At 66.2% G+C, this 21,859-nt stretch carries 25 protein-coding genes and 1 tRNA gene; 17 read left to right on the forward strand and 9 right to left on the reverse strand.

The genetic code is table 11. The features are described from left to right. Positions 1-123 precede the first annotated feature (123 nt). The 7 genes from sufB (at position 124) to CZ674_RS06390 (ending at position 6,746) form a co-directional block, all read left to right on the forward strand. Positions 124-1,542 (forward strand): Fe-S cluster assembly protein SufB, encoded by a 1,419-nt coding sequence (gene sufB, locus CZ674_RS06360; protein ID WP_086991680.1) that lies wholly within the window; start codon positions 124-126, stop codon positions 1,540-1,542. Then, positions 1,543-2,745, forward strand: a complete 1,203-nt coding sequence (gene sufD, locus CZ674_RS06365; protein ID WP_086991681.1) for a Fe-S cluster assembly protein SufD — start codon at positions 1,543-1,545, stop codon at positions 2,743-2,745. Further along, on the forward strand, positions 2,742-3,098 hold the full coding sequence (locus CZ674_RS06370; protein ID WP_086991682.1) for a non-heme iron oxygenase ferredoxin subunit: 357 nt from the start codon (positions 2,742-2,744) through the stop codon (positions 3,096-3,098). The genes sufD and CZ674_RS06370 overlap by 4 nt, the downstream gene beginning before the upstream one ends. After that, on the forward strand, positions 3,095-3,853 hold the full coding sequence (gene sufC, locus CZ674_RS06375; RefSeq protein WP_086991683.1) for a Fe-S cluster assembly ATPase SufC: 759 nt from the start codon (positions 3,095-3,097) through the stop codon (positions 3,851-3,853). Before CZ674_RS06370 ends, sufC begins: the two co-directional genes overlap by 4 nt. A gap of 2 nt (positions 3,854-3,855) precedes the next feature. Next, on the forward strand, positions 3,856-4,188 hold the full coding sequence (locus tag CZ674_RS06380; RefSeq protein ID WP_086991684.1) for a metal-sulfur cluster assembly factor: 333 nt from the start codon (positions 3,856-3,858) through the stop codon (positions 4,186-4,188). A 236-nt stretch (positions 4,189-4,424) separates the two neighbouring features. After that, positions 4,425-6,035 (forward strand): ABC-F family ATP-binding cassette domain-containing protein, encoded by a 1,611-nt coding sequence (locus CZ674_RS06385; protein ID WP_407640217.1) that lies wholly within the window; start codon positions 4,425-4,427, stop codon positions 6,033-6,035. Positions 6,036-6,080: 45 nt separating this feature from the next. After that, on the forward strand, positions 6,081-6,746 hold the full coding sequence (locus tag CZ674_RS06390; RefSeq protein WP_086991685.1) for a trimeric intracellular cation channel family protein: 666 nt from the start codon (positions 6,081-6,083) through the stop codon (positions 6,744-6,746). Here the strand turns inward: CZ674_RS06390 and CZ674_RS06395 are convergent. Genes CZ674_RS06395 through CZ674_RS06405 form a run of 3 tightly spaced genes read right to left on the reverse strand, consistent with a single transcriptional unit; the run spans position 6,743 to position 8,076 of the window. Then, complete coding sequence (locus CZ674_RS06395) at positions 6,743-7,576, reverse strand: SURF1 family cytochrome oxidase biogenesis protein (RefSeq protein ID WP_086991686.1); 834 nt, start codon at positions 7,574-7,576, stop codon at positions 6,743-6,745. The two genes, CZ674_RS06390 and CZ674_RS06395, sit on opposite strands and share 4 nt — an antisense overlap. Next, the gene (locus tag CZ674_RS06400) at positions 7,577-7,804 is read right to left on the reverse strand and encodes a hypothetical protein (protein WP_086991687.1); all 228 of its coding nucleotides are present in this window, start codon (positions 7,802-7,804) and stop codon (positions 7,577-7,579) included. A 2-nt stretch (positions 7,805-7,806) separates the two neighbouring features. Beyond that, entirely contained in the window at positions 7,807-8,076 is a 270-nt protein-coding gene (locus CZ674_RS06405) for a DUF3099 domain-containing protein (RefSeq protein WP_159456916.1), read from the reverse strand. A gap of 39 nt (positions 8,077-8,115) precedes the next feature. On the opposite strand from CZ674_RS06405, the gene CZ674_RS06410 reads away from it, so the two are divergent. Next, positions 8,116-8,835 (forward strand): beta-ketoacyl-ACP reductase, encoded by a 720-nt coding sequence (locus tag CZ674_RS06410; RefSeq protein WP_086991689.1) that lies wholly within the window; start codon positions 8,116-8,118, stop codon positions 8,833-8,835. On the opposite strand, the gene serB is transcribed toward CZ674_RS06410, so the two are convergent. Both serB and glgC read right to left on the reverse strand, forming a co-directional pair. Beyond that, a complete protein-coding gene (gene serB / locus CZ674_RS06415) occupies positions 8,832-9,470 on the reverse strand; it encodes a phosphoserine phosphatase SerB (protein WP_086991690.1) in 639 nt (212 codons plus the stop codon). The two genes, CZ674_RS06410 and serB, sit on opposite strands and share 4 nt — an antisense overlap. Next, on the reverse strand, positions 9,467-10,696 hold the full coding sequence (gene glgC / locus CZ674_RS06420) for a glucose-1-phosphate adenylyltransferase (RefSeq protein WP_086991691.1): 1,230 nt from the start codon (positions 10,694-10,696) through the stop codon (positions 9,467-9,469). The genes serB and glgC overlap by 4 nt, the downstream gene beginning before the upstream one ends. A 54-nt stretch (positions 10,697-10,750) precedes the next feature. Here glgC and glgA point away from each other — a divergent pair, with 54 nt between their 5' ends. The 3 genes from glgA (at position 10,751) to CZ674_RS06435 (ending at position 13,100) form a co-directional block, all read left to right on the forward strand. Continuing rightward, positions 10,751-11,947, forward strand: a complete 1,197-nt coding sequence (glgA, locus tag CZ674_RS06425; RefSeq protein WP_086991692.1) for a glycogen synthase — start codon at positions 10,751-10,753, stop codon at positions 11,945-11,947. Between the two features lie 10 nt (positions 11,948-11,957). Continuing rightward, positions 11,958-12,743, forward strand: coding sequence for an ABC transporter ATP-binding protein (locus CZ674_RS06430; RefSeq protein ID WP_086991693.1), 786 nt, complete (start codon positions 11,958-11,960; stop codon positions 12,741-12,743). Between the two features lie 108 nt (positions 12,744-12,851). Then, a complete protein-coding gene (locus tag CZ674_RS06435) occupies positions 12,852-13,100 on the forward strand; it encodes a type B 50S ribosomal protein L31 (RefSeq protein ID WP_086991694.1) in 249 nt (82 codons plus the stop codon). A 34-nt stretch (positions 13,101-13,134) separates the two neighbouring features. On the opposite strand, the gene CZ674_RS06440 is transcribed toward CZ674_RS06435, so the two are convergent. Beyond that, positions 13,135-13,860, reverse strand: coding sequence for an exonuclease domain-containing protein (locus CZ674_RS06440; protein ID WP_086991695.1), 726 nt, complete (start codon positions 13,858-13,860; stop codon positions 13,135-13,137). A gap of 50 nt (positions 13,861-13,910) precedes the next feature. Between CZ674_RS06440 and CZ674_RS06445 the strand changes: the two genes are divergently transcribed. Then, complete coding sequence (locus tag CZ674_RS06445) at positions 13,911-14,795, forward strand: alpha/beta fold hydrolase (RefSeq protein WP_086991696.1); 885 nt, start codon at positions 13,911-13,913, stop codon at positions 14,793-14,795. Continuing rightward, complete coding sequence (locus tag CZ674_RS06450; RefSeq protein WP_086991697.1) at positions 14,779-15,864, forward strand: glycosyltransferase family 4 protein; 1,086 nt, start codon at positions 14,779-14,781, stop codon at positions 15,862-15,864. The genes CZ674_RS06445 and CZ674_RS06450 overlap by 17 nt, the downstream gene beginning before the upstream one ends. On the opposite strand, the gene CZ674_RS06455 is transcribed toward CZ674_RS06450, so the two are convergent. Next, positions 15,833-16,651, reverse strand: coding sequence for a Sir2 family NAD-dependent protein deacetylase (locus tag CZ674_RS06455; RefSeq protein WP_234988465.1), 819 nt, complete (start codon positions 16,649-16,651; stop codon positions 15,833-15,835). The two genes, CZ674_RS06450 and CZ674_RS06455, sit on opposite strands and share 32 nt — an antisense overlap. Positions 16,652-16,694: 43 nt before the next feature. Between CZ674_RS06455 and CZ674_RS06460 the strand changes: the two genes are divergently transcribed. Together CZ674_RS06460 and CZ674_RS06465 are read left to right on the forward strand one after the other, a co-directional pair. Next, positions 16,695-17,522: a TrmH family RNA methyltransferase gene (locus CZ674_RS06460; protein WP_086991698.1), complete on the forward strand. Its 828-nt coding sequence runs from the start codon at positions 16,695-16,697 to the stop codon at positions 17,520-17,522. Continuing rightward, positions 17,515-18,765 (forward strand): D-alanyl-D-alanine carboxypeptidase family protein, encoded by a 1,251-nt coding sequence (locus CZ674_RS06465; RefSeq protein WP_086991699.1) that lies wholly within the window; start codon positions 17,515-17,517, stop codon positions 18,763-18,765. The genes CZ674_RS06460 and CZ674_RS06465 overlap by 8 nt, the downstream gene beginning before the upstream one ends. Here the strand turns inward: CZ674_RS06465 and CZ674_RS06470 are convergent. Beyond that, complete coding sequence (locus tag CZ674_RS06470; RefSeq protein ID WP_086991796.1) at positions 18,737-19,522, reverse strand: SGNH/GDSL hydrolase family protein; 786 nt, start codon at positions 19,520-19,522, stop codon at positions 18,737-18,739. The genes CZ674_RS06465 and CZ674_RS06470 overlap by 29 nt on opposite strands. 38 nt (positions 19,523-19,560) lie before the next feature. Between CZ674_RS06470 and dinB the strand changes: the two genes are divergently transcribed. After that, the gene (gene dinB / locus CZ674_RS06475; protein ID WP_086991700.1) at positions 19,561-20,823 is read left to right on the forward strand and encodes a DNA polymerase IV; all 1,263 of its coding nucleotides are present in this window, start codon (positions 19,561-19,563) and stop codon (positions 20,821-20,823) included. 12 nt (positions 20,824-20,835) lie between these two features. Here dinB and CZ674_RS06480 read toward each other — a convergent pair whose 3' ends face one another. After that, complete coding sequence (locus tag CZ674_RS06480) at positions 20,836-21,501, reverse strand: hypothetical protein (RefSeq protein WP_086991701.1); 666 nt, start codon at positions 21,499-21,501, stop codon at positions 20,836-20,838. 194 nt (positions 21,502-21,695) lie between these two features. Here CZ674_RS06480 and CZ674_RS06485 point away from each other — a divergent pair. Further along, a tRNA-Leu gene (locus CZ674_RS06485) sits at positions 21,696-21,781 on the forward strand. Positions 21,782-21,859 lie beyond the last annotated feature (78 nt).

Genomic DNA, 21,859 nt, shown 5'->3' on the forward strand with positions numbered 1-21,859 from the left:
GTGCGATCTCTCAGTCGAGCGCGCGATCGAAGCGCTTCGGTTTCGTTATTCACAGTATCTGACGAATCACGTCCCAGAAGCGCCCTCGCGCGCCACGGCAGATCGCGAGACGAGAGGGGAACCATGAGCGACGTCCTGATTGACCGCCCAGAGCTTGAAAGCCTCGGGCAGTATGAATTCGGCTGGCACGACAAAGACGAGGCCGGAGCCATCGCGAAGCGAGGCTTGAGTGAGCAGGTCGTGAAAGAGATCTCCGAGCTCAAGAGCGAAGACGACTGGATGCTGCAGACGCGCCTCAAGGCACTGAAGCACTTCTACCGCAAGCCCATGCCGGAGTGGGGTGCTGACCTGTCAGGCATCGACTTCGACAACATCAAGTACTTCGTGCGCTCCACCGAGCGCCAGGCTCAGACCTGGGAAGACCTTCCCGCTGAGATCCGCGAGACCTACGACCGTCTCGGCATCCCCGAGGCTGAGCGCCAGCGTCTCGTCGCGGGCGTCGCAGCCCAGTACGAGTCCGAGGTCGTCTACCACCAGATCCAGGAGGATCTCGAGGCGCAGGGTGTCATCTTCATGGACACCGACACCGCGCTCAAGGAGCACCCCGAGTTCTTCGAGGAGTACTTCGGCACGGTGATCCCGGCTGCAGACAACAAGTTCTCCGCCCTGAACACCGCTGTGTGGTCAGGCGGATCCTTCGTCTACGTGCCGCCGGGCGTGCACGTAGAGATCCCGCTGCAGGCGTACTTCCGCATCAACACCGAGAACATGGGGCAGTTCGAGCGCACGCTCATCATCGCCGACGAGGGCTCGTACGTGCACTACATCGAGGGCTGCACGGCTCCGATCTACAAGTCCGACTCGCTGCACTCGGCAGTCGTCGAGATCATCGCGAAGAAGAACGCACGCGTTCGCTACACGACGATTCAGAACTGGTCGAACAACGTGTACAACCTCGTGACGAAGCGCGCCATCGCAGAAGAGGGCGCGACCATGGAGTGGGTCGACGGCAACATCGGCTCGAAGGTCACCATGAAGTACCCGTCGATCTTCCTGACCGGCGAGCGCGCCAAGGGCGAGACGCTGTCGGTTGCCTTCGCAGGCCCCGGCCAGCACCAGGACGCCGGCGCGAAGATGGTGCACATGGCGCCCTACACGACGTCGTCGATCACCTCCAAGTCGATCGCCCGAGGAGGCGGCCGAGCCGGCTACCGCGGCGAGATCCGCATCGAGGCGAACGCACACCACTCGGCGAACTCCGTCATCTGCGACGCTCTGCTGGTCGACCTCGAGTCGCGCTCCGACACCTACCCGGCAATCGACATCCGTGTCGACGACGTCGTGCTCGGCCACGAGGCGACCGTCTCGAAGGTCTCAGAGCAGCAGCTCTTCTACCTCATGAGCCGCGGACTCTCCGAGACCGAGGCAATGGCGATGATCGTGCGCGGCTTCATCGAGCCGATCGCTCGTGAGCTGCCCATGGAGTACGCGCTTGAGCTCAACAAGCTCATCGAAATGAACATGGAAGGATCGGTCGGCTAGATGACGACTACTGAGAACGTTCGAAGCGAAGAGAAGTTCGTTCCGATTCAGACCCGCTCTGAGCGTCCCAGCTCGTTCGAGCCGGCCGACTTCGAGACGCCGACCGGCCGCGAGGTCAACTGGAAGCACAGCGACCTGAAGCGCCTTGCACCGCTGCTCGTCGACGAGGCGACCGAGAACATCGGACACGACGGCATCCGCTACGGCGTCGAGGCAATCGATGCAGCCGGCGTGCTGGTCGAGTCGACCGGGCACGAGGCAGCCGTGCGCGGCGAGGTCTTCACTCCCGAAGACCTTCCCGCCGCAATCGCCTGGAAGCAGTGCTCGAACGCCCTGCACATCCAGATTCCCGAGGGCAAGTCCATCGGCGAGCCCCTCGTGGCTCGCCTCGAAGGACTCGGCGCCGACATCCACGCGAACGCGCACATCATCGTCGAGGCCCTTCCCGGGTCGCAGTCGACGGTCGTGCTGCACCACACCGGCTCGGCAGCGTACGCGCAGAACGTCGAGATCATCGTCCGCGACGGCGCACGCCTGAACTTCATCTCGGTCCAGGACTGGGAAGACGACACCGTGCACGCCTCGGCGCACCAGGCCCGTGTCGACAGCGACGCGTACCTGAAGCACATGGTCGTGTCGTTCGGCGGAGGCGCGGTTCGCGTCAATCCGTCGGTCCGACTCCACGGAACAGGCAGCGAGACCGAGATGTACGGCCTCGCGTTCGCTGACTCCGGCCAGCACATGGAGAGCCAGGTCTTCATGTTCCACGAGGGTGAGAACACGACCGGAAACGTGCTCTACAAGGGTGCTCTGCAGGGCAAGGGCGCACGCTACGTCTGGATCGGCGATGTGCTGATCGGCGAGGGCGCGAACGGCACCGACAGCTACGAGAAGAACCAGAACCTCGTGCTGACTGACGGAACCCGCGCAGACTCGATCCCGAACCTCGAGATCAAGAACGGCAACATCGAAGGAGCCGGCCACGCATCCGCGACCGGACGCTTCGACGACGAGCAGCTGTTCTACCTCCGCAGCCGCGGCATCCCCGAGGACGAGGCCCGTCGCCTCGTCGTCGTCGGATTCCTCATGGAGATCGTGCAGAAGATCGGCATCGACGAGATCGAGACCCGCATCGAAGCGCTGATCCAGGAGGAGCTGGCTGCAGGAGCATCGCTGGCACCCGCGGCGAAGGCTGGGGCATGAGCGAAGTCCGTGTGGCGTCGACGAGCGAGATCAGCCTGACCGATCCGATTCGTGTCGAGGTGGACGGCGTCCCCGTCTCCCTCGTGCGCGACTCGGCAGGCGAGATCCATGCGCTCGGCGACACCTGCACCCACGGTGAGATCTCTCTGTCAGAGGGATTCATCGAAGGCGATTCGCTTGAGTGCTGGGCACACGGGTCGCGATTCAACATGTTCACGGGCAAGCCCGAGAATCTGCCGGCGTTCGAGCCGGTTCCTGTATTCCCTGTGCGCGTCGACGGAGACGACGTGATGATCGACGTGCACAACCCCATTGATGTGAGCGGCGATGCCGCGAGAAAGGAAGTCTCATGAGTGTTCTCGAGATCAAGGACTTGAAGGTCTCCATTGACACCGACGCCGGCGAGAAGGAGATCCTGAAGGGTGTCGACCTGACGATCAAGTCGGGCGAGATCCACGCGATCATGGGCCCCAACGGCTCCGGAAAGTCGACGCTGGCCTACGCGATCGCGGGTCACCCCCGCTACAACGTCACGGGCGGAACCATCACCCTCGACGGCGAAGACGTGCTCGAGATGTCTGTCGACGAGCGCGCGAAGGCCGGACTCTTCCTTGCGATGCAGTACCCGGTCGAGATCCCCGGCGTGACCGTCTCGAACTTCCTCCGCACTGCCAAGACCGCAGTGTCGGGCGAAGCTCCGAAGATCCGTCAGTGGGTCGGCGACGTGCGCGAGGCCATGGACGCGCTGCGCATGGACCCTGCATTCCAGGAGCGCAACGTCAACGAGGGCTTCTCGGGCGGCGAGAAGAAGCGCAACGAGATCCTCCAGATGGAGCTTCTCAAGCCCAGCTTCGCTGTGCTCGACGAGACCGACTCCGGCCTCGACGTCGACGCGCTCCGCGTCGTCTCCGAGGGTGTCAACCGCGTGCACGAGGCCAACGACCTCGGCGTGCTGCTGATCACGCACTACACGCGCATCCTGCGCTACATCGAGCCCGACTTCGTGCACGTCTTCGTTGACGGCCGCGTCGCCGAGCGCGGCGGCAAGGACCTCGCAGTGCGTCTCGAGGACGAGGGCTACGACCGCTTCCTCAAGGCCGGAGTCTGATCATGGCTCTGAAAGAACTCGACGACGCCAAGTTCGACGAGTGCATCGAGGCTCTGAAGGATGTGGTCGACCCTGAGCTCGATGTGAACATCGTCGACCTCGGCCTGATCTACGACCTGGCCTGGGACGAAGACGAGAACGCACTTGTGATCTCGATGACGCTCACCAGCGCCGGCTGCCCCCTGACCGACGTGATCGAGGCTGAGATCGCCGAGAATCTCGACGGTGTCGTCGATGCGTTCCGCATTAACTGGGTGTGGATGCCGCCGTGGGGTCCCGAGCGGATCACAGAAGACGGTCGTGAGATGATGAGGGCTTTGGGGTTCTCGATCTGACGGAGTCAGATCGATGGGTCGCGACAGCGACTCACCCAAAGCCGTCGCGAGCCCTGAGCGAGCGAATTGGGTTTCTCCATCTGACTTCGTCAGAAAGTTGCGAATAACGCACCACTTTGACCATCAAAGCGGTGCGTTATTCGCAACTTTCGTGCTTGGGCACGCGATAGGATAGGCGGCTGTGCCTGAAGCAGAGGCAGCTTGCCCGATCCGGGCAGCAATGAGAGAGGTATGTCGTGATTGAAGTACAAGGCTTCGACCTGTCCGTCGGAGCTCGAACCCTCATGAGCGACGTCTCGTTCAGGATCGCCAAGGGCGACAAGATCGGTCTGGTCGGGCGCAACGGCGCCGGCAAGACCACGATGACGAAGGTCCTGGCCGGTGTCTCCGACGACCGCGACGGCCACACCGCCCACGGCGAGATCACACGCAAGGGCGAGGTCGGCTATCTTCCCCAGGACCCGCGATCCGGCGATCCCGAGCAGACTGCTCGCGCGCGCATCCTCGATGCCCGCGGACTCGGCACACTTCGTGCACGGATGCGCGACGCAACCGATCGCATGGCTCTCGGCGGTGCAGACGGCGAAGCGGCGATGCGTGACTACACGCGGCATGAAGACCGCTTCCTCGCACTCGGAGGCTATGCGGCCGAGGCAGAAGGCGAGTCGATCGCCTCGAACCTGAAGCTGCCCGAGCGGATCCTCGAGCAGCCGCTGTCGACCCTCTCAGGAGGCCAGCGCCGTCGCATCGAACTGGCGCGCATCCTGTTCTCCGGCGCTGAGACGATGCTGCTCGATGAGCCGACCAACCACCTCGACGCCGACAGCGTCGTCTGGCTGCGCGAGTTCCTGCAGGGCTATGCGGGCGGGCTCCTGATCATCTCGCACGACGTCGAGCTCATCGGCGACACCGTGAACCGCGTCTTCTACCTCGACGCGAACCGGCAGATCATCGACATCTACAACATGTCGTGGAAGAACTACCAGCGCCAGCGCGAGGTCGACGCCGAGCGTCGCAAGCGTGAGCGCACGAACGCCGAGCGCGCAGCAGGCCAGCTGCAGATGCAGGCTGCGAAGATGGGCGCGAAGGCGACCAAGGCGGTCGCGGCAAAGAATATGCTGCGCCGTGCCGAGCGCATGATGGACGGCGTCGAGGCAGATCTTGTCAGCGACCGCGTCGCGAAGATCCGCTTCCCGAAGCCCTCGCCCTGCGGCAAGACGCCGCTCATGGCGCACAACCTCTCGAAGTCGTACGGGTCGCTCGAGATCTTCACGGCTGTCGACCTCGCCATCGACCGCGGATCGAAGGTCGTCGTGCTGGGGCTCAACGGTGCCGGAAAGACGACGCTCCTGCGCATTCTCGCTGGAGCATCCGAACCCGACACCGGCGGCATCGACCGCGGGTACGGACTTCGCATCGGCTACTACGCCCAGGAGCACGAGACGCTCGACGTCAACCGCTCGGTGCTCGAGAACATGATGTCGTCGTCTGACGAGATCTCGTCCTCTGAGGCGCGAAGGGTGCTCGGCTCGTTCCTGTTCACGGGCGACGACACGTCGAAGCCGGCCGGCGTGCTCTCGGGAGGCGAGAAGACCAGGCTGTCGCTCGCGATGCTCGTCGTCTCGAGCGCCAACGTGCTGCTGCTCGATGAGCCGACGAACAACCTCGACCCGGCCTCGCGCGAGCAGATCCTCGGCGCGCTGGCTGAGTACGAGGGCGCTGTCGTGCTCGTGTCGCACGACGAGGGCGCCGTCGAGGCGCTCAGCCCCGAGCGCGTGCTCATCATGCCCGAGGGCACCGAAGACCACTACTCGCGCGAGTATCTTGATCTTGTAGGGCTCGACTAGCCCCAGCCGCGCATCCGTGCGGCGCCGACACGACAGGGGAGCGGCGTGCAACCAGAGATCTTCACGCAGGTCGCGCTGTCCTTTGAGGTCGTCGGCCTGATCGCGTTTGCGGCGTCCGGCGCGCTGTTGGCTGCCGCGAAGCGCATGGACGTCATCGGCATGATGGCGCTGGCTTCGGTCACGGGCCTCGGCGGCGGCATGACGCGCGATGTGCTGATCGGCGCGACGCCGGTCGCGGCCCTGGAGAGCTGGTGGATGCTGCTGGTGACGATCGGCACGGCCCTTGTGGTGTTCGTGCTGTACCGGATCGTGCATCGGCTGCGCCGCGCCATGCTCGTCTTCGATGCCCTCGGGCTCGCCATCTTCGTCGTGAACGGCACCATGAAGGCGCATCTGCTGGGCGTGAACCCTGTGGGCTCTGCTGTCGTGGGGCTGCTGACCGGGGTCGGCGGCGGCGTCATCCGAGACCTCATCGCCAACGACATCCCGGTCGTGTTCCAGCGCGACTCGAAGCTCTACCTGACGCCCGCCCTCCTCGGAGCAGCCGCCATCGCGACCCTCGCGGCATTCGACGTCTCAGCGTGGTGGATCAGCGCGCTCGTCGTCCTCGGGGTGTTCACGACACGGCTCATCAGCGAAGTCCTCGGCTGGCGAGCGCCGTCGCTGAAGACGCAGACGCTCAACGTGGTCGACGGCGGAAGACGCGACTAGCGAGAAGCCTCGGCCTGCTCGGCGAATTCGGTCTCGACCTCGTCGAGCAGCGCGTCTTCTTCGTCGTCATCGACAGACCTGCGCTTCGGCGCCTGGGGGAGCCCCTGCATGTTGCGTGTGTCGGTGCGCAGGGCGTAGCCGAAGCCGACGATGCCGACGAGCGCGAACATGATCCACTGCAGCGAGTACGAGAGGTGGGGGCCTTCGTCGAGCAGCGGACGGTCATGTGGTGCAACGTCGCCGGGCACGACGCCGTCTTCGCTCTCGAGCAGCCCGTAGGCGCCCGTGTAGACAGTCTGACTGTGCCGGTTCGCGAGCCGTTCGAGGTCGACGCTCGCGATCTGGCCCTCGGGAGCGCCCTTGCCGATGTCGCCCTCGTTGGGGCGCAGCCTCGCAAGCAGCGAGATCTGGCCGGTCGGGATGTCGGGCACGGACTCAGGCAGCTCGGCGCCTTCTGCTCCCACCGGCACCCATCCGCGGTCGATGTAGAACACCGTGCCGTTATCCGTGAGGAACGGCACGACCTGCTGGAAGCCGACGTTGCCGTCGCGCAGCCTTCCGCGCATCAGGAGGGCATCGTCGACGAGATACTCGCCCTCGAGCTCGACCCGCTGCCACTGCTGATCAGGGTCGAAGCCATAGGGCTGGGGGAGCGCCTCGTCGACCGGCGACGAAGGAGCCGACCAGTTGGCGTCGAGGCGTGCGATCGCGGTCTGCGCCTCGTCACGCCTGTTCCACTGCCACCAGCACAGGAATCCGCAGATGGTGACGTAGACGAGCAGCAGAGCCAGGTATCCCAGCCAACGCGAGGTAGCAAGGTTGCGCAGCACTCAGATCTCGCTCACTTCGATGCCGAACGGCGTGATGCTGACAGGAAAGTCGCGAGCGGCCACGAAGTCGTACAGCTCGTCTCGGTGGTCGTCGCACGCGGCCCACTGCTTGATGCGATCGGCGTCGTGGATCTTCGGATTGCGCCAGTTCACGACCCACTTCGCCTCTTCACGGCATGCGGTCTTCGAGCACTGCGGATACGTCGGCGTGGAGCCGAACCCCAGCATCGTCAAGAGATCTCCTTCATGGGGCGCTCGGATTTCGAACTGCGTCCCGAGAACATGCCAGCGGCATTGGCGATGATCACTGCGAACCACGAGCTGAACACCGCGACGACCGCCGGCAGCACCTTCCACCAGCCTGGCACAACGAGCACCAGAAGGAACGCCGCGACTCGAATCGCCATGATGAACAGATAGACCCTCATGCGCTTATTCAGGTCGGCCTCGCCGGATTCCGGCAGGTCGGTGATGGATGGAGTCTCGTCGTTCATGGCCATGTGCAAGTCTACTCCCGTGCATCTCGGTAGCATCGAGGGATGACCACCGAGATCACCACACGCACCGTACTCGTCACCGGCGGAAACCGCGGCATCGGCCGCTCGATCGCGTCGGAGTTCGTCGCCGCCGGCCACAGGGTCGCCGTGACGGCTCGCAGCGCCGAAGGCCCCGAGGGGACGCTGACCGTTCGCGCAGACGTGACCGACACCGCTTCGGTCGATGCTGCATTCACCGAGATCGAAGAGAAGCTCGGCCCGGTCGAGGTCGTCGTCGCCAATGCGGGCATCACCCGCGACACCCTGCTCATGCGCATGAGCGACGAAGACTTCTCAGACGTCGTCGACACCAACCTCACGGGCGCCTTCCGAGTCGTGAAGCGCGCCAACAAGGGCATGCTGCGCGCGAAGTATGGCCGCATCGTGCTGATCTCGTCGGTCGTCGGCCAGATCGGAGGCGCGGGTCAGGTCAACTACGCCGCATCGAAGGCAGGACTCGTCGGCATGGCGCGGTCGATCACGCGCGAGCTCGGAGCCCGTGGCATCACCGCAAACGTCGTCGCACCCGGATTCATCGAGACCGACATGACGGCCGAGCTGCCGGAGGAGACGCAGAAGCAGTACAAGTCGCAGATCCCCGCGGCCAGGTTCGCATCGCCAGAAGAGGTCGCGCGAGTCGTGCGCTGGGTCGCCTCAGACGAGGCCGCCTACATCTCGGGCGCGGTGATCCCCGTCGACGGCGGACTCGGGATGGGCCACTAGGGCAGGTGCGGCAGCAGCAGCCTGAAGTCGGGCTGCTCGATCACCACATCCGCTGCCTCTCGCAGCACCGGCTTCGCGCAGAACGCGACGCCGACGCCGGCAGCCTCGACCATCAGCATGTCGTTCGCGCCGTCGCCGACGGCCATCGTGCGCTGTGCGTCGATGCCGAGGTTCATGCGAAGCGACTCGAGGGTGTCGCGCTTGGCGGCCCCGTCGATGACCGGACCGACCGACCTGCCCGTGAGCTGCCCATCCGTCACTCCGAGCCTGTTTGCACGCGTGTGATCGATGCTGAGCCGTGCGGCGAGCGGGTCGAGGATCTCGTGGAATCCGCCCGAGACCGCTGCGATGACGCCGCCGCGCTCGTGCACCTCGCTGACGAACTCCTCGACGCCGTCGGTCACCGTGATCGACGCGAGCACATCGTCGAAGACGCTCACGGGCACGCCCTCGAGCACCAGCAGACGCTCGGCGAGCGACTGCGAGAAGTCGAGCTCGCCCCGCATGGCGCGCTCAGTGACGTCGGCGACGTGCGCGCGCGCTTCGGCTCCGAGGGAATCAGCGATCAGCTCGATCACCTCATCGCGGATCAGTGTCGAGTCGACATCGGTCACGATGAGGAACTGTGCTGTCATGCAGTGATCTCCATGCCCTTGGGGACGACGACGATTCCGGACTCCGAGACGAAGAAGCCGCGAGCGCGGTCTGCGTCGTGATTGACCCCGATGTGCACACCGGGCGGAATCCGCACCTCTTTGTCGATGATCGCACGGCGCACCATCGCGCCCTCGCCGACGACGACCTGGTCGAACAGGATCGAGTCCTGCACGCTCGCCCCTGATGCGACTCGCACCCAGCTCGAGACGACCGAGTGCACGATCGAGGCGCCTGCGATCACGGCCCCCGCGTCGACGATCGAGTCGATGACGCTCGACTGCCTGCCGTGCACATCCCTCGTGAACTTCGCCGGCGGGATGTTGACGCGCTGCTCGAAGATCGGCCAGTCGCGGTTGTAGAGGTTGAAGATCGGCAGGGGAGAGATGAGGTCCATGTTGGCGTCGAAGTATGACTCGAGGGTTCCGACGTCGCGCCAGTAGTACTTGTCGCGATCGGTCGCGCCCGGAACATCGTTGTCGCTCAGGTCGTAGACGTGCGCCTCGCCGCGGTCGACGAACCAGGGCACGATGTCGCCGCCCATGTCGTGCTTCGAGTCGGTCTCGCTGTCTCTCGTGACCGCTTCGACCAGCGCGTCTGCGTCGAAGACGTAGTTGCCCATCGAGGCGAGCACCTCGTCGGGGGAGTCGGCGAGCGGCTTGGGATCGGTGGGCTTCTCGCGGAATGCGTCGATGCGTCCGCCTTCTCCCACCTCGATGACGCCGAACTGGGGCGCCAGCTCGATCGGCTGGCGGATGCCGGCGACAGTGGCACGGGCGCCCGAGGCGATGTGGGCCTCGATCATGTCGCGGAAGTCCATGCGGTAGACGTGGTCAGCTCCGACGACGACCACGATGTCGGGCTTCTCGTCGGTGATGAGGTTGAGGCTCTGGAAGATCGCGTCTGCCGAGCCGTGGAACCAGTGCTTGCCCCGGCGCTGCTGAGCAGGCACCGAAGCGACGTAGGCCCCGAGCATGTTCGACATGCGCCACACCTGCGAGACGTGGCGGTCGAGCGAGTGCGACTTGTACTGCGTCAGCACCACGATCTGCCGAAGGTCGGAGTTGATGAGGTTCGAGAGGGCGAAGTCGATCAGACGATACGACCCTCCGAACGGCACGGCTGGCTTGGCTCGATCAGCTGTGAGGGGCATCAGACGCTTGCCCTCACCGCCTGCGAGGACGATCCCGAAGACCTTCTTGTCCATGCTCCAACACTATTGGGCTTACCTCCCTCGGCGCTACCGAAGTACGCTGATCGCATGCGCGTTGACATTCTGACCAAGGAGTACCCGCCCGAGATCTACGGAGGGGCGGGGGTGCATGCGGCAGAGCTCGTGAAGGCGCTGCGCGAGTCGACGGATGTGCGAGTGCATGCATTCGGCGGCGATCGCGACGAGCAGGGGGTCACCGCGTACAGACCCGCTGCTGAGCTCGCAGAGGCCGACCCGACGCTGCAGACGCTCTCGATCGACCTGCAGATGGCTGCGGGGGCCGCTGGAACCGACCTCGTGCACTCGCACACCTGGTACGCGAACGAGGCGGGGCGCAGGGCATCGCAGCTGCACGGCGTCGGCCACGTCATCACGGCGCACTCGCTCGAGCCGCTTCGCCCGTGGAAGGCCGAGCAGCTCGGCGGCGGCTACCGCGTCTCGAGCGACATCGAGCGCACCGCGTACCTGCAGGCAGACCGCGTCATCGCCGTATCGAACGGCATGCGCTCCGACATCCTGCGCGTCTACCCAGAGCTTGACCCCGAGCGCGTGGTGACGATCCACAACGGCATCGACCTTGACTCGTGGCACCGCGTGGACGACCCCGAGCGAGCCCGCGAGCTGGGCCTCGACCCCGAGCGCCCTGCCGTGATCTTCGTCGGCCGCATCACGCGCCAGAAGGGCCTGCCGTATCTGCTCAGGGCAGCAGCGCTGCTGCCCGCCGACGTGCAGCTGGTGCTCTGCGCGGGCGCCCCCGACACCCCCGAGATCATGAACGAGGTGCGATCGCTCGTCGACGGCCTCCGCGCATCCCGCGACGGCGTCGTCTGGATCGAGGACATGCTGCCCAGGCGCGACCTGCAGACGCTGCTGAGCCACTCGACCGTGTTCGTATGCCCGAGCGTGTACGAGCCCCTCGGGATCGTCAACCTCGAGGCCATGGCGTGCGGCACAGCGGTCGTCGGCTCCGGCACCGGCGGAATCCCCGAGGTCGTCGCCGACGGCGTCACCGGCCGAATCGTGCCCATCGACCAGGTCACCGACGGCACCGGCACGCCTGTCGACCCCGAGCGGTTCGTCGACGACCTCGCTCGGACCCTGACAGAAGTGGTCACCGACCCCAAGCGGGCCGCAGCGTACGGCGAGGCCGGACGAGCACGAGCAGAGGCAGAGTTCACCTGGGAGCGCATCGCAGACCAGACACGCGCCGTCTACCAGTCCGTCATCAACTCGCGTCGCGGCTAGGCTGATTCCCATGGTGCATGTGCTCGAATTCAATGACGTCTCTGTTGTCCGAAACGGACGAGCAATCATCGACGGTCTCACGTGGCGCGTCGACGAATCCGAGCGCTGGGTGATCCTGGGCCCGAATGGCGCAGGCAAGTCGACGATCCTGCAGCTTGCGGCAGCCATGCTGCACCCCACGAAGGGCGAGGCGGATGTGCTGGGCGAGCGTCTCGGGCGCGTCAACGTGTTCGACCTGCGAACCAGAATCGGCTTCAGCGCGACCAACCTCGCGCGCCGCATTCCTCCCTACGAGACGGTCGACAACGCCATCCTGACCGCCGCCTACGCCGTGACCGGCCGCTGGCGCGAGGAGTACGACAAGGTCGACCACGACCGTGCGCGCGAGGTCATCGAGGCCTGGGATCTCGAAGCCCTGGCTGCTCGCACGTTCGGAACCCTCTCCGACGGCGAGCAGAAGCGCGTGCAGGTCGCCCGCGCAGTCATGACCGACCCCGAGCTCATGCTGCTCGACGAGCCGGCCGGCAGCCTCGACCTCGGAGCCCGCGAAGACCTGCTCTACTCGCTGACCGAGTACGCGAAGAGCCCGCTGGCCCCTGCCATCGTCATGGTCACGCACCATGTCGAGGAGATCCCGCCGGGCTTCACCCACGCGATGCTCCTGGCCGACGGAAAGGCCGTGCACGCCGGTCCGATCGGCGAGACGATCACGAACGAGAAGCTCAGCGAGGCGTTCGGCCGATCGCTCGAGGTCTCGAGCTCGGGCGACCGCTACACGGCACGCGCCGCAGACTGAGACGGTGGCAGCACCGCCCTGAAGCTGATAGGGTGGATCGTTGGTGCATGACGCCTCTTGGCGCCCACCGCAAGACTTTTCTCACAACATCCGCATACGAGGACTTCCATGAAGACTGACATCCACCCCGCATACAACGACATCGTGTTCCGCGACCTCGCCAGCGGCGAGACGTTCCTGACGCGTTCGACTGCCAAGAGCGACAAGACGATCGAGCTCGACGGTGCGACCTACCCCGTCATCGACGTTGAGATCTCGTCCGCTTCGCACCCGTTCTACACGGGCAAGCAGCGCATCATGGACTCCGCCGGTCGCGTCGAGAAGTTCAAGAACCGCTACAAGGGCTTCGGCGGCTGATTCAGCCCCGCCAGTCGCGCTGGCCCGTTCGCACCTATCGGTCGCGGACGGGCCATCCGCTTTCTGCCTTGAAGTCAGGGTCGCGGCTCTTGCGCATGTAGTCGGCAAAGCTCTCGGCCTGCTCGCGCGCCCACGTCTTCTGCAGCTCGTGCAGCTGGTGCGCCGGCACGCGCACATCCTGGTGCGCGCGACCGATCGCCTGGGCGATGTGGCCCGCCGCGATCGCGTCTGCAGAGGCAGCGTGCCAGTCATCGAGCGTCGCTCCGTAGTGCGACGCCACCACGCCGAGCGTTCGCTTGCCCTTGCGGTAGCGGTCGACCTGCTTGTCGATCACCAGCGGGTCGATGACGAGCGTCGGGTCGAGCGGCGCGAGCCCGTGCCGGTCGACCTCGTGCGCCAGGAGGGTGAAGTCGTAGGCCGCGTTGAACGCTGCGACGGGCACGCCCGCACCGAAGAGCCTGCCCAGCAGGCTCGAGATCTGGTGCACCGCCTCTTTGGAGTCCATGCCCTCTGCCCGAGCCTTATCGGTCGAGATGCCGTGCACCTCTGACGCACGCTCGGGGATGTCGATGCCGGGGTTGACCAGCCACTCGCGTGAGTGCGTCAGCTCGCCGGCGAGGTTCAGCTCGCCCACGAACGCTGTCACGATGCGGTCTGTGCGCGGGTTCACACCCGTGGTCTCGAGGTCGAACACGGCAAGCCGGGCTGACCAGGGGGCCTCGTTGGGCTCGGCGACACTGTCGGAAGAGGTTTCTCTCATACGTACCAACGTAACCGCAACCGAAGACAATGTGGCCGTAGGCTTGCAGGGTGCCTGCCGTCTCACCGTTCCAGAACCTCCTCGACCGCACCCCGATCGCCGAGCACGAGGGCACATACGCCGGCGTCGATACAAGGTGGTTCGCCTACGGCAGCCCTGAGGCTCCGGCCCTCGTCTTCGTGCACGGGTTTCGCGGCGACCACCACGGACTCGAGACCATCGCGGCGCATCTGCCTGCCTATCGCGTGCTGATTCCAGACCTGCCGGGGTTCGGCGCATCCGCCGCTCCTGGTGAGGATGCCGGCATCGAGGCGTACGCCGACTGGCTGCGGGCATTCGTCACCGCCGAGGCCCCTGGCCGACCCGTCGTGGGGCACTCCTTCGGCTCGATCGTGACCGCGCACGCCGCGGCAGACGGGCTCGAGGCGCCCGGGATCGTGCTCATCAACCCGATCGGCGCACCGGCGCTCGAGGGCCCCAAGCGCTTCGCCTCGCTCGCAGCCATCGGCTACTACCGGCTCTCGGCAGCCCTGCCCGAGCCGCTCGGCGTGCAGCTTCTCGCAGCACCTCCGATCGTGCGGGGCATGAGCGTGTTCATGGCGAAGAGCCGCGAGCGCGACATGCGCCGCTGGATTCACGATCAGCATGACCAGCACTTCTCGAGCTTTGCGGACCGCAAGAGCCTACTGGGGGCCTTTCGCGCATCCGTCTCGCACGATGTGTCGCAGTACGCGGCTGACGTCGACGTGCCGACGCTGCTCATCGCTGCGGACCGCGATGACATCACGCCCATCAGCCGTCAGCACGAGCTGCGCGGCATGTTCTCGGATGCGCAGCTGACGGTGCTGCGCGGCACCGGCCATCTCGTGCACTACGAGCAGCCCGCTCCGGCTGCCGGTGCGATCAGGAGGTGGCTGCGTGCGCGTGCTCTTTGACTGCCGCTATGTGAAGGACGGCGCGCGCGACGGCATCTCGCGCTTCTCGATCGAGCTGGCGAAGGCTCTGGCAGAGCGTGTCGACGTCACGATGCTCGTGCGAGACGAGCGGCAGCTCGAGCATCTGCCGCAGCTGCCGCATGTCGTGGGGCCGAGCGAAGTCGGCGTGCTCGAGCCGCTGACGGGCTGGCGGCTGCGTAGCGTGCCAGCCGATGTGCTGTTCTCGCCCATGCAGACCATCGGCACGATCGGCCGCGCCTGGCCTGTGGTCACGACGGTGCACGATCTGATCTACTACCGCCATCCCGAGCCGCCGCGCGATCTGCCCGGGTTCGTCAGGCTGCTCTGGCGCATCTACCACAAGGCGATGTGGCCGCAGCGGATGCTGCTGCGGGGAGCGGATGCGGTCGTCACCATCTCCGACGCCACGCGCCGGCTCATGACCGAGCACCGGCTCGACGTGCGCCCGATCCACGTGGTGCCGAATGCCTCTGCGCCGCTGGGAGCTCCTGTGACGGTCCAGGAGCCCGCCGGCAGGCGCTTGGTCTACATGGGGTCGTTCATGCCCTACAAGAACGTCGAGACCCTGGTGCGGGCCATGCGCGAGCTGCCCGACTACGAGCTGCACCTCGCCGCACGCATCAGCGACGACGATCGCCGGCGGCTGCAGGATGCAGCGCCGGTTGCGCGCATCGTGTTCCACAACGGCATCTCGGATGACGACTACGCCGAGCTGCTGCGGCAGTCGACGGCGCTCGTCACCGCGTCGCGCGACGAGGGCTTCGGCATTCCGCTGCTCGAGTCGATGGCGCTCGGCGTGCCCGTCGTCGTGAGCGACATCGGTATCTTCCACGAGGTGGCGGGCGAGGCCGGGCTGTACGCCGACCCCGACGCTCCGGAGGAGTTCGCCGCGCGGGTGCGCGAGCTCGAGCGGCCGGAGGTGTGGGCAGAGCGCTCGAAGGCAGCTGCTGCACAGGCAGAGCGATTCTCGTGGGAGCGCTCCGCAGCCGAGCTGCACGGCTTTCTGCGCGAGGTCGCTACGCGATCAGCGCGTCGGCGAGCTCGCTGAGCACCTCGCCAGCCGCGCCCTCGACGCGAACGTCGGCCCGCGCATCCCACCTGGTCGGTCCGCGGTTGACGATCGCGACCGGAAGATCGCGTCTGCGAGCCGCGTTCAGCACGCGAACGGCCGAGTTGACCGCGAGCGACGAGCCCGCGACGAGCACTGCCTCGGCCTGGTCGACAGCGGTCTGCGCCCTGGCGAAGACTGGCTTCGGCACGAGCTCGCCGAAGAACACCACATCGGGCTTCAGGATGCCGCCGCAGTCTGGGCACGCCGGCACGCGCATCCGATCATCGCCGACCGGCGTCACGTCGCCGTCGGGGTTCAGCGCGACCGCGTCAGGCTGCTCGATCCAGGGGTTCAGCTCGTCGATCCAGCGTGCGACAAGGGTGCGGTCGAAGACGTGTCCGCTGCGGAGGCACCGCACCGTGCTCAGCCTGCCGTGCAAGTGGATGACATCGGATGCGCCTCCCGCTTCATGGAGCTCGTCGACGTTCTGCGTCACGACGGAGGTCACGAGGCCGGCCCGCTGCATGCGGCCGACAGCGAGATGCGCCTCGTTGGGCACGACCTCGCTGAAGAGCCGCCAGCCGAGATGGGCTCCTGTCCAGTAGCGCTCGCGCGCATCCTCTGACTCGAGAAAGCGCTCGATGGTCATCGGAGTGCGCTGCGGCGCGCCCTCGCCGCGGTAGTCGGGAAGGCCGCTCTCGGTCGAGACCCCGGCTCCGGTGAGCACGATGAACCGCTTGCCGCGGAGCATTGCGACGAGACCCTCGGGCGACGTGTCGATCACGTGCTCATCCTACGGACAACTAGACTCGAGAGGACGGGGGATCATGGGATACACAGTTGCGGTCAAGTCCATCGAGGACGCCGAGTTCGACGACTACACGAACCTGACCGACGTCGCACTCCGGCGAAAACAGGAGCCTGAGCGCGGCGTGTTCATTGCCGAATCGAAGAACGTCCTGGCCCGCGCCCTCGAGAACGGGATCGAACCTCGAAGCGTGCTCGTCAGCGAGCGATGGCTGCCGCAGATCGAGCCCCTCGTCGCCGATCACGACATTCCGATCTACGTCGCCGACGAGCAGATGCTCGAGACGATCACCGGCTTCCACCTGCACCGCGGCGCTCTCGCGGCGATGCACCGGCCGCCCATGGCTGACCCGGCCGACATCATTGCCGGGTGCAGGCTCGTCATCATCATCGACGGAGTCGTCGACCACACCAACGTCGGTGCGATCTTCAGGTCGGTGGCCGGTCTCGGCGCAGACGCCGTGCTCATCACCGACCGCAGCGCCGACCCGCTCTACCGTCGCAGCGTGCGCGTCAGCATGGGAACCGTGCTGCAAGTGCCATGGACGCGCATCGGCTCGCTGCATGACGCGCGGGAGGCCCTGCACGACGCCGGCTTCACGATCGCCGGCCTCGCACTGGCCGACGACGCCGTCAGCCTGACCGACTTCGCAGCCGACGGCCCCGTTGCGCTCGTGCTCGGCAGCGAAGGCCACGGACTCGACCGCAAGGCGCTGTCGGCATGCGATGCGACGGTGGTCATCCCGATGATGCACGGAGTCGACTCGCTGAACGTCGCAGCGGCGTCAGCGGTGGCAACATGGGCAGTGAGGAATTCGATGCAGGAGGCTGAACCCGATCATGGCTGAATCTGACCGCAGGGGAGTGCATCCCGCAATCGCCGGAACCGTGGTGCTCGTGCTGTTCGTGCTCGTGCTGTACGCGGTGGCGAGCATGCTCGCGTCGCCTCCGAGCGTCGCCGCCCAGCCGAAGGACGACATCACGGGCGTCAGCGAAGAGGGCGAGCCGCTCGCGCTGCCGCGAGGCACCGACGCCGGAGCAGTCGCCATCATCGGACACGACGACGCCATCGAGTCGACCGGCGACGACCAGCCGCTGCCCATGGCGAGCATCGCGAAGATCGTCACCGCGCTCGTGCTGCTCGAGGAGCACCCGATGGAGCCCGGCTCCGACGGTGCCACGATCACGATGGGCGAGACCGACCTCCAGTACTACTGGGACATGGTCGCCGAGCAGGGATCCCTCACCGATGTGCGGGCTGGCGCCGAGCTGAGCCAGCGCGAGCTCATGGAGCGCATGCTCGTCATCTCGAGCGGCAACGCCGCCCTCTCGCTCGCCAACTGGGGCTTCGGCAGCCAGGAGGCATTCGTCGAGGCGGCCGCGAGCTGGATCAGCGAGCAGGGCCTCGAGAGCATGACGGTCGTCGACCCGGTCGGCATCAGCGCAGACTCCGTCGCCACCGCGGGCGACATGGCGAGGCTCGCGCGCATCGCATACGACAACGAGACGCTCCGAGAGCTGCTCGGGGTCGAGCGCATCCAGGTCTTCGGCAGCTGGGCCGCCAACTCCAACCCGCTGCTCGGCGAAGACGGCGTCACCGGCGGCAAGACCGGCTCGCTGTTCGCCAGCGGCTCGAACCTGATGCTGTTCGCAGAGCGCGAGGTGGCCGGAACCCAGGTTCCCGTCGTCTCGGTCGTCGTCGGCGTCACCGGCACCGCCTCGGTATCGACGGCCTCGCTGAGCCTGCTCGATCAGGCCTACAGCGGGTTCCGCGAGCAGGTCGTGCTGCCTGAGGGCACCGTCGTCGGCGAGTACCAGGCCGACTGGAGCGACCGGGTCATCACCGCATCGACGGCGGAAGACCTCACCGCCGTCACCTGGAAGGGCATCGAAGTGCCCGCCGCTGTGCTGCTGCAGGAGGTCGAGCCGGGCACCCTGTCAGCGTCGCCCGGCAACCTCACGGTCTCGAGCTTCGGCACGACCACGAGCGTCGAGGTCAAGACCGACGGCGTCATCCCGCCGCCCGACTTCCTCTACCGTCTGCTCCACCCGCAGATGGCGATCAGCTGGGTCGCTGGTCTGTTCGGATAGGCACCGCATCCGGCCGCTTCGGCGACAGCAGATCGCCGGACGACTTGCCGGTGAGGCGTCGCACGACCCATGGGCCCAGGTGCTGCCTGGCCCAGGTGATGTCGTCGGCACGTGCCGAGCGCCACGACTTGTGGGGGAGCGGCTCGGGCTCGAGGTGCGCGAGCGAGTGGTCGACGCCGAGCGAGTCGAGCACCAGCATGGCGATCTCGTGATGCCCGACGGGTGAGAAGTGCAGCCGATCCGGCGCCCACATGTGCGGCTCCTGCAGGTGCTTGGCATTCCACAGGTCGACAACCACCGCCTCGTTGCGCGTGGCGATGCCCGCGAGGTTCGAGTTGTAGATGCCGACCCGACCCCTGATCTGCCGCAGCACGGGCGTCTTGCCGATGTCGGGGCCGTTGAAGAACAAGACGGTCGCTCCGTCACGCCCGAGCATCTGCACGAGCGACTCGAGGTCTGCTGCGACAGAGTCCGGCCCGGCGCCCGGTCGCAGCATGTTGTTGCCGCCAGCAGAGACCGAGATGAGGTCGGGCTTCAGCGCGAGCGCCGCCTCAGCCTGCTCGACACGGATCTGCTCGAGCAGCCGGCCGCGAATCGCGAGATTCGCGTAGGCGAACCCGTCGACCGACTTCGAGAGCTCTTCGGCCACTCGGTCGGACCAGCCTCGAACCCCGTTCGGAAGGCTGGGCTCCTCGTCTCCAACGCCCTCTGCGAACGAATCGCCTATCGACACATATCTGGTCCAGGGATGCTGCATGCGTCCCATTCTGTCAGCGATGCTGGAAAGCTGGTCTCATGAGCAAGCAGGACGGCACCGACCGCCTCGTCTCGACGCCTGATGTCGACGACAGAGGCGCCACGGTGCTGCACGTCGACCTCGATGCGTTCTTCGCGAGCGCCTCGCTGCTCGACAAGCCGCATCTGCGGGAGCTGCCGGTCGTGATCGGCCACGACACGACGCGCTCGGTCGTGACTGCTGCGACCTATGAGGCCAGGCGCTACGGCGTGCACTCGGCCATGCCGATGGCGAGGGCCAAGCAGCTGTGCCCCCAGGCGGTCATCATCGACGGCGACTTCGATCTCTACCGTCGACTCTCGAAGCAGGTCATGGGGGTCCTGCACGACGTCTCGCCCGAAGTCGAGCAGCTGGGCATCGACGAGGCGTTCGTCTTCGTGGCGGGCGCGGCCAAGCTGCTGGGGCGACCCTTCGACATCGCCACAGGCATCCGCCGCCGCGTGCACGACGAGACCGGCCTCGTCGCCTCGATCGGTGCATCCTCGAACCGCTTCATCGCAAAGCTCGCCTCCATGCGCGCGAAGCCCGACGGACTGCTCGTGATTCCGCCGAGCGAGATCACCCGGTTTCTGCACCCGCAGCCCATCTCGGCGATGTGGGGTGTGGGGCCGGCAACCGAGAAGAAGCTGTCGCGCTACGGGCTGCGCACGGTGCAGGACATCGCTGAGACGCCGCTGGAGCGCCTGCAGCAGTGGATCGGCAGTGCGGGCGGGGCACGGCTGCACGAGCTGGCGTGGGGCCGCGACGAGCGCTCTGGAGTCGCTGAGCGCGAGCGCGAGAAGTCGATCGGCCACGACCACACGTTCCGAGACTCCGTGACCGATCCCGTCGGGCTGCGCAGCGAGCTGGCGCGACTCGCCGGGGGAGTCGGCAAGCGTCTGCGTGCAGCCGGGCTTGCGGGCAGAACGGTGACCATCAGGGTTCGCTACGACGACTTCACGACGCTCTCGCGCTCGAAGACGCTGCCGCGCGCCACTGATGTCACCCGTCAGATCACCGAGACCGCGTGGGCTCTGCTCGATGCGATGGGGCCGCAGCCTCCCGTGCGCCTGCTGGGCGTGCAGGCGAGCTCGCTCGGAGAACCCGGCGACGGCGGCGACACGCTGTTCGACGACGAGGACTTCACAGAGGACCCCGGATGGTCGGCAGCGGAACGCGCGGTCGACCGGCTCCAGGAGCGGTTCGGGTCTGATGCCGTTCGCCCCGCAAGCGCCCTCAGGCTCGGACGCAAGCGCGAGGACTTCGGTCGCGGCGACTCCTGAGGCAGCAGCCGCTCAGCCGCGGCGGAACAGCTCCTTCGCGGCTATCCACAGCATGAAGCTGCCGATGACGAGCTCGCCGCCGTCTTCCACGAAGTCGCCGAAGCTGTGCTTGAGGCCGTCTGACAGCACCGACGCCGAGAACACGTCGAAGGCGATGCCGAAGACCCCGAGCGCGATGATCGCGAAGGCCATCTGTCGCATCATCGGCAGCTCGCGGGGCGTGGCGCGACGCCAGGCGACCACTGCCGGAATGAAGAACAGCGCGAACATCAGCAGATGCATCGAGGTGCTGAGCACTTCGATCATCGGAACCCCGAACAGCTCCGGCTCGGCGAGCGGGCCTCCGATCACATCGCGCAGCCAGCGCCCGAAGTGCACCGGAAGATCGGTCATGTCGGCGCCCCAGAAGTAGAACGAGAGGAACGCGTAGGGGAGCGGGCGCCAGTTTCGCCACAGTGCCGCAATGGCGAGGAACATGACAGCGAGCACGAGCCATTTGCCCTGCAGCACCCGCTCGGCGAAGCCTCCGCTGGCAGCCAGACTGAGGTCGATGTACTCGCCGACTCCCAGCAGCGCGAACGCGAAGTGCACCGCGATGAGCAGCGCGTCGATGGCCAGCAGGGCAACGAGGAACACTCCTGTCACGGAGCGTCCGTCTCGAACCTTGGCTTTCGTCATTCCCGCTGCTCCTGTCATCCTGCGTTCGAACAAGTCTGTGACGATGCTGGCCGTGTTTCGCGTTCTGCGAGCCAGTGTTGCCGGACTCTCACCGTCTTCTCACGAATCGGATGCGGGGCACGCGGGGGAGTGTCGGCGGCGGCGTCAAACCCGTGCTAGTGTTGTCTCTCGGTTCGCATTGCGAATCATTACCTGCGCGGATGGCGGAATTGGCAGACGCGCTAGCTTGAGGTGCTAGTGCCCGTATTAGGGCGTGGGGGTTCAAGTCCCCCTTCGCGCACAGGGAAAAACCAAAGGCCGTGACTGACGTCACGGCCTTTGGTTTTTCGTGGATTGGGCGGGACCAGAGTGGACTCCG

It is taken from the genome of Agrococcus casei LMG 22410 (assembly GCF_900163565.1).
GTDB classification, from domain to species: domain Bacteria; phylum Actinomycetota; class Actinomycetes; order Actinomycetales; family Microbacteriaceae; genus Agrococcus; species Agrococcus casei.

Excerpts from the sequence above, each read along its gene's own strand:
- sufB (WP_086991680.1), top strand. The coding sequence starts at position 124 with ATGAGCGACGTCCTGATTGACCGCCCAGAGCTTGAAAGCCTCGGGCAG.
- sufD (WP_086991681.1), top strand. The coding sequence starts at position 1,543 with ATGACGACTACTGAGAACGTTCGAAGCGAAGAGAAGTTCGTTCCGATT.
- CZ674_RS06370 (WP_086991682.1), top strand. The coding sequence starts at position 2,742 with ATGAGCGAAGTCCGTGTGGCGTCGACGAGCGAGATCAGCCTGACCGAT.
- sufC (WP_086991683.1), top strand. The coding sequence starts at position 3,095 with ATGAGTGTTCTCGAGATCAAGGACTTGAAGGTCTCCATTGACACCGAC.
- CZ674_RS06380 (WP_086991684.1), top strand. The coding sequence starts at position 3,856 with ATGGCTCTGAAAGAACTCGACGACGCCAAGTTCGACGAGTGCATCGAG.
- CZ674_RS06400 (WP_086991687.1), bottom strand. The coding sequence starts at position 7,804 with ATGCTGGGGTTCGGCTCCACGCCGACGTATCCGCAGTGCTCGAAGACC.
- CZ674_RS06405 (WP_159456916.1), bottom strand. The coding sequence starts at position 8,076 with ATGGCCATGAACGACGAGACTCCATCCATCACCGACCTGCCGGAATCC.
- CZ674_RS06410 (WP_086991689.1), top strand. The coding sequence starts at position 8,116 with ATGACCACCGAGATCACCACACGCACCGTACTCGTCACCGGCGGAAAC.
- serB (WP_086991690.1), bottom strand. The coding sequence starts at position 9,470 with ATGACAGCACAGTTCCTCATCGTGACCGATGTCGACTCGACACTGATC.
- glgC (WP_086991691.1), bottom strand. The coding sequence starts at position 10,696 with ATGGACAAGAAGGTCTTCGGGATCGTCCTCGCAGGCGGTGAGGGCAAG.
- glgA (WP_086991692.1), top strand. The coding sequence starts at position 10,751 with ATGCGCGTTGACATTCTGACCAAGGAGTACCCGCCCGAGATCTACGGA.
- CZ674_RS06430 (WP_086991693.1), top strand. The coding sequence starts at position 11,958 with ATGGTGCATGTGCTCGAATTCAATGACGTCTCTGTTGTCCGAAACGGA.
- CZ674_RS06435 (WP_086991694.1), top strand. The coding sequence starts at position 12,852 with ATGAAGACTGACATCCACCCCGCATACAACGACATCGTGTTCCGCGAC.
- CZ674_RS06440 (WP_086991695.1), bottom strand. The coding sequence starts at position 13,860 with ATGAGAGAAACCTCTTCCGACAGTGTCGCCGAGCCCAACGAGGCCCCC.
- CZ674_RS06460 (WP_086991698.1), top strand. The coding sequence starts at position 16,695 with ATGGGATACACAGTTGCGGTCAAGTCCATCGAGGACGCCGAGTTCGAC.
- CZ674_RS06465 (WP_086991699.1), top strand. The coding sequence starts at position 17,515 with ATGGCTGAATCTGACCGCAGGGGAGTGCATCCCGCAATCGCCGGAACC.
- CZ674_RS06470 (WP_086991796.1), bottom strand. The coding sequence starts at position 19,522 with ATGCAGCATCCCTGGACCAGATATGTGTCGATAGGCGATTCGTTCGCA.
- dinB (WP_086991700.1), top strand. The coding sequence starts at position 19,561 with ATGAGCAAGCAGGACGGCACCGACCGCCTCGTCTCGACGCCTGATGTC.
- CZ674_RS06480 (WP_086991701.1), bottom strand. The coding sequence starts at position 21,501 with ATGACGAAAGCCAAGGTTCGAGACGGACGCTCCGTGACAGGAGTGTTC.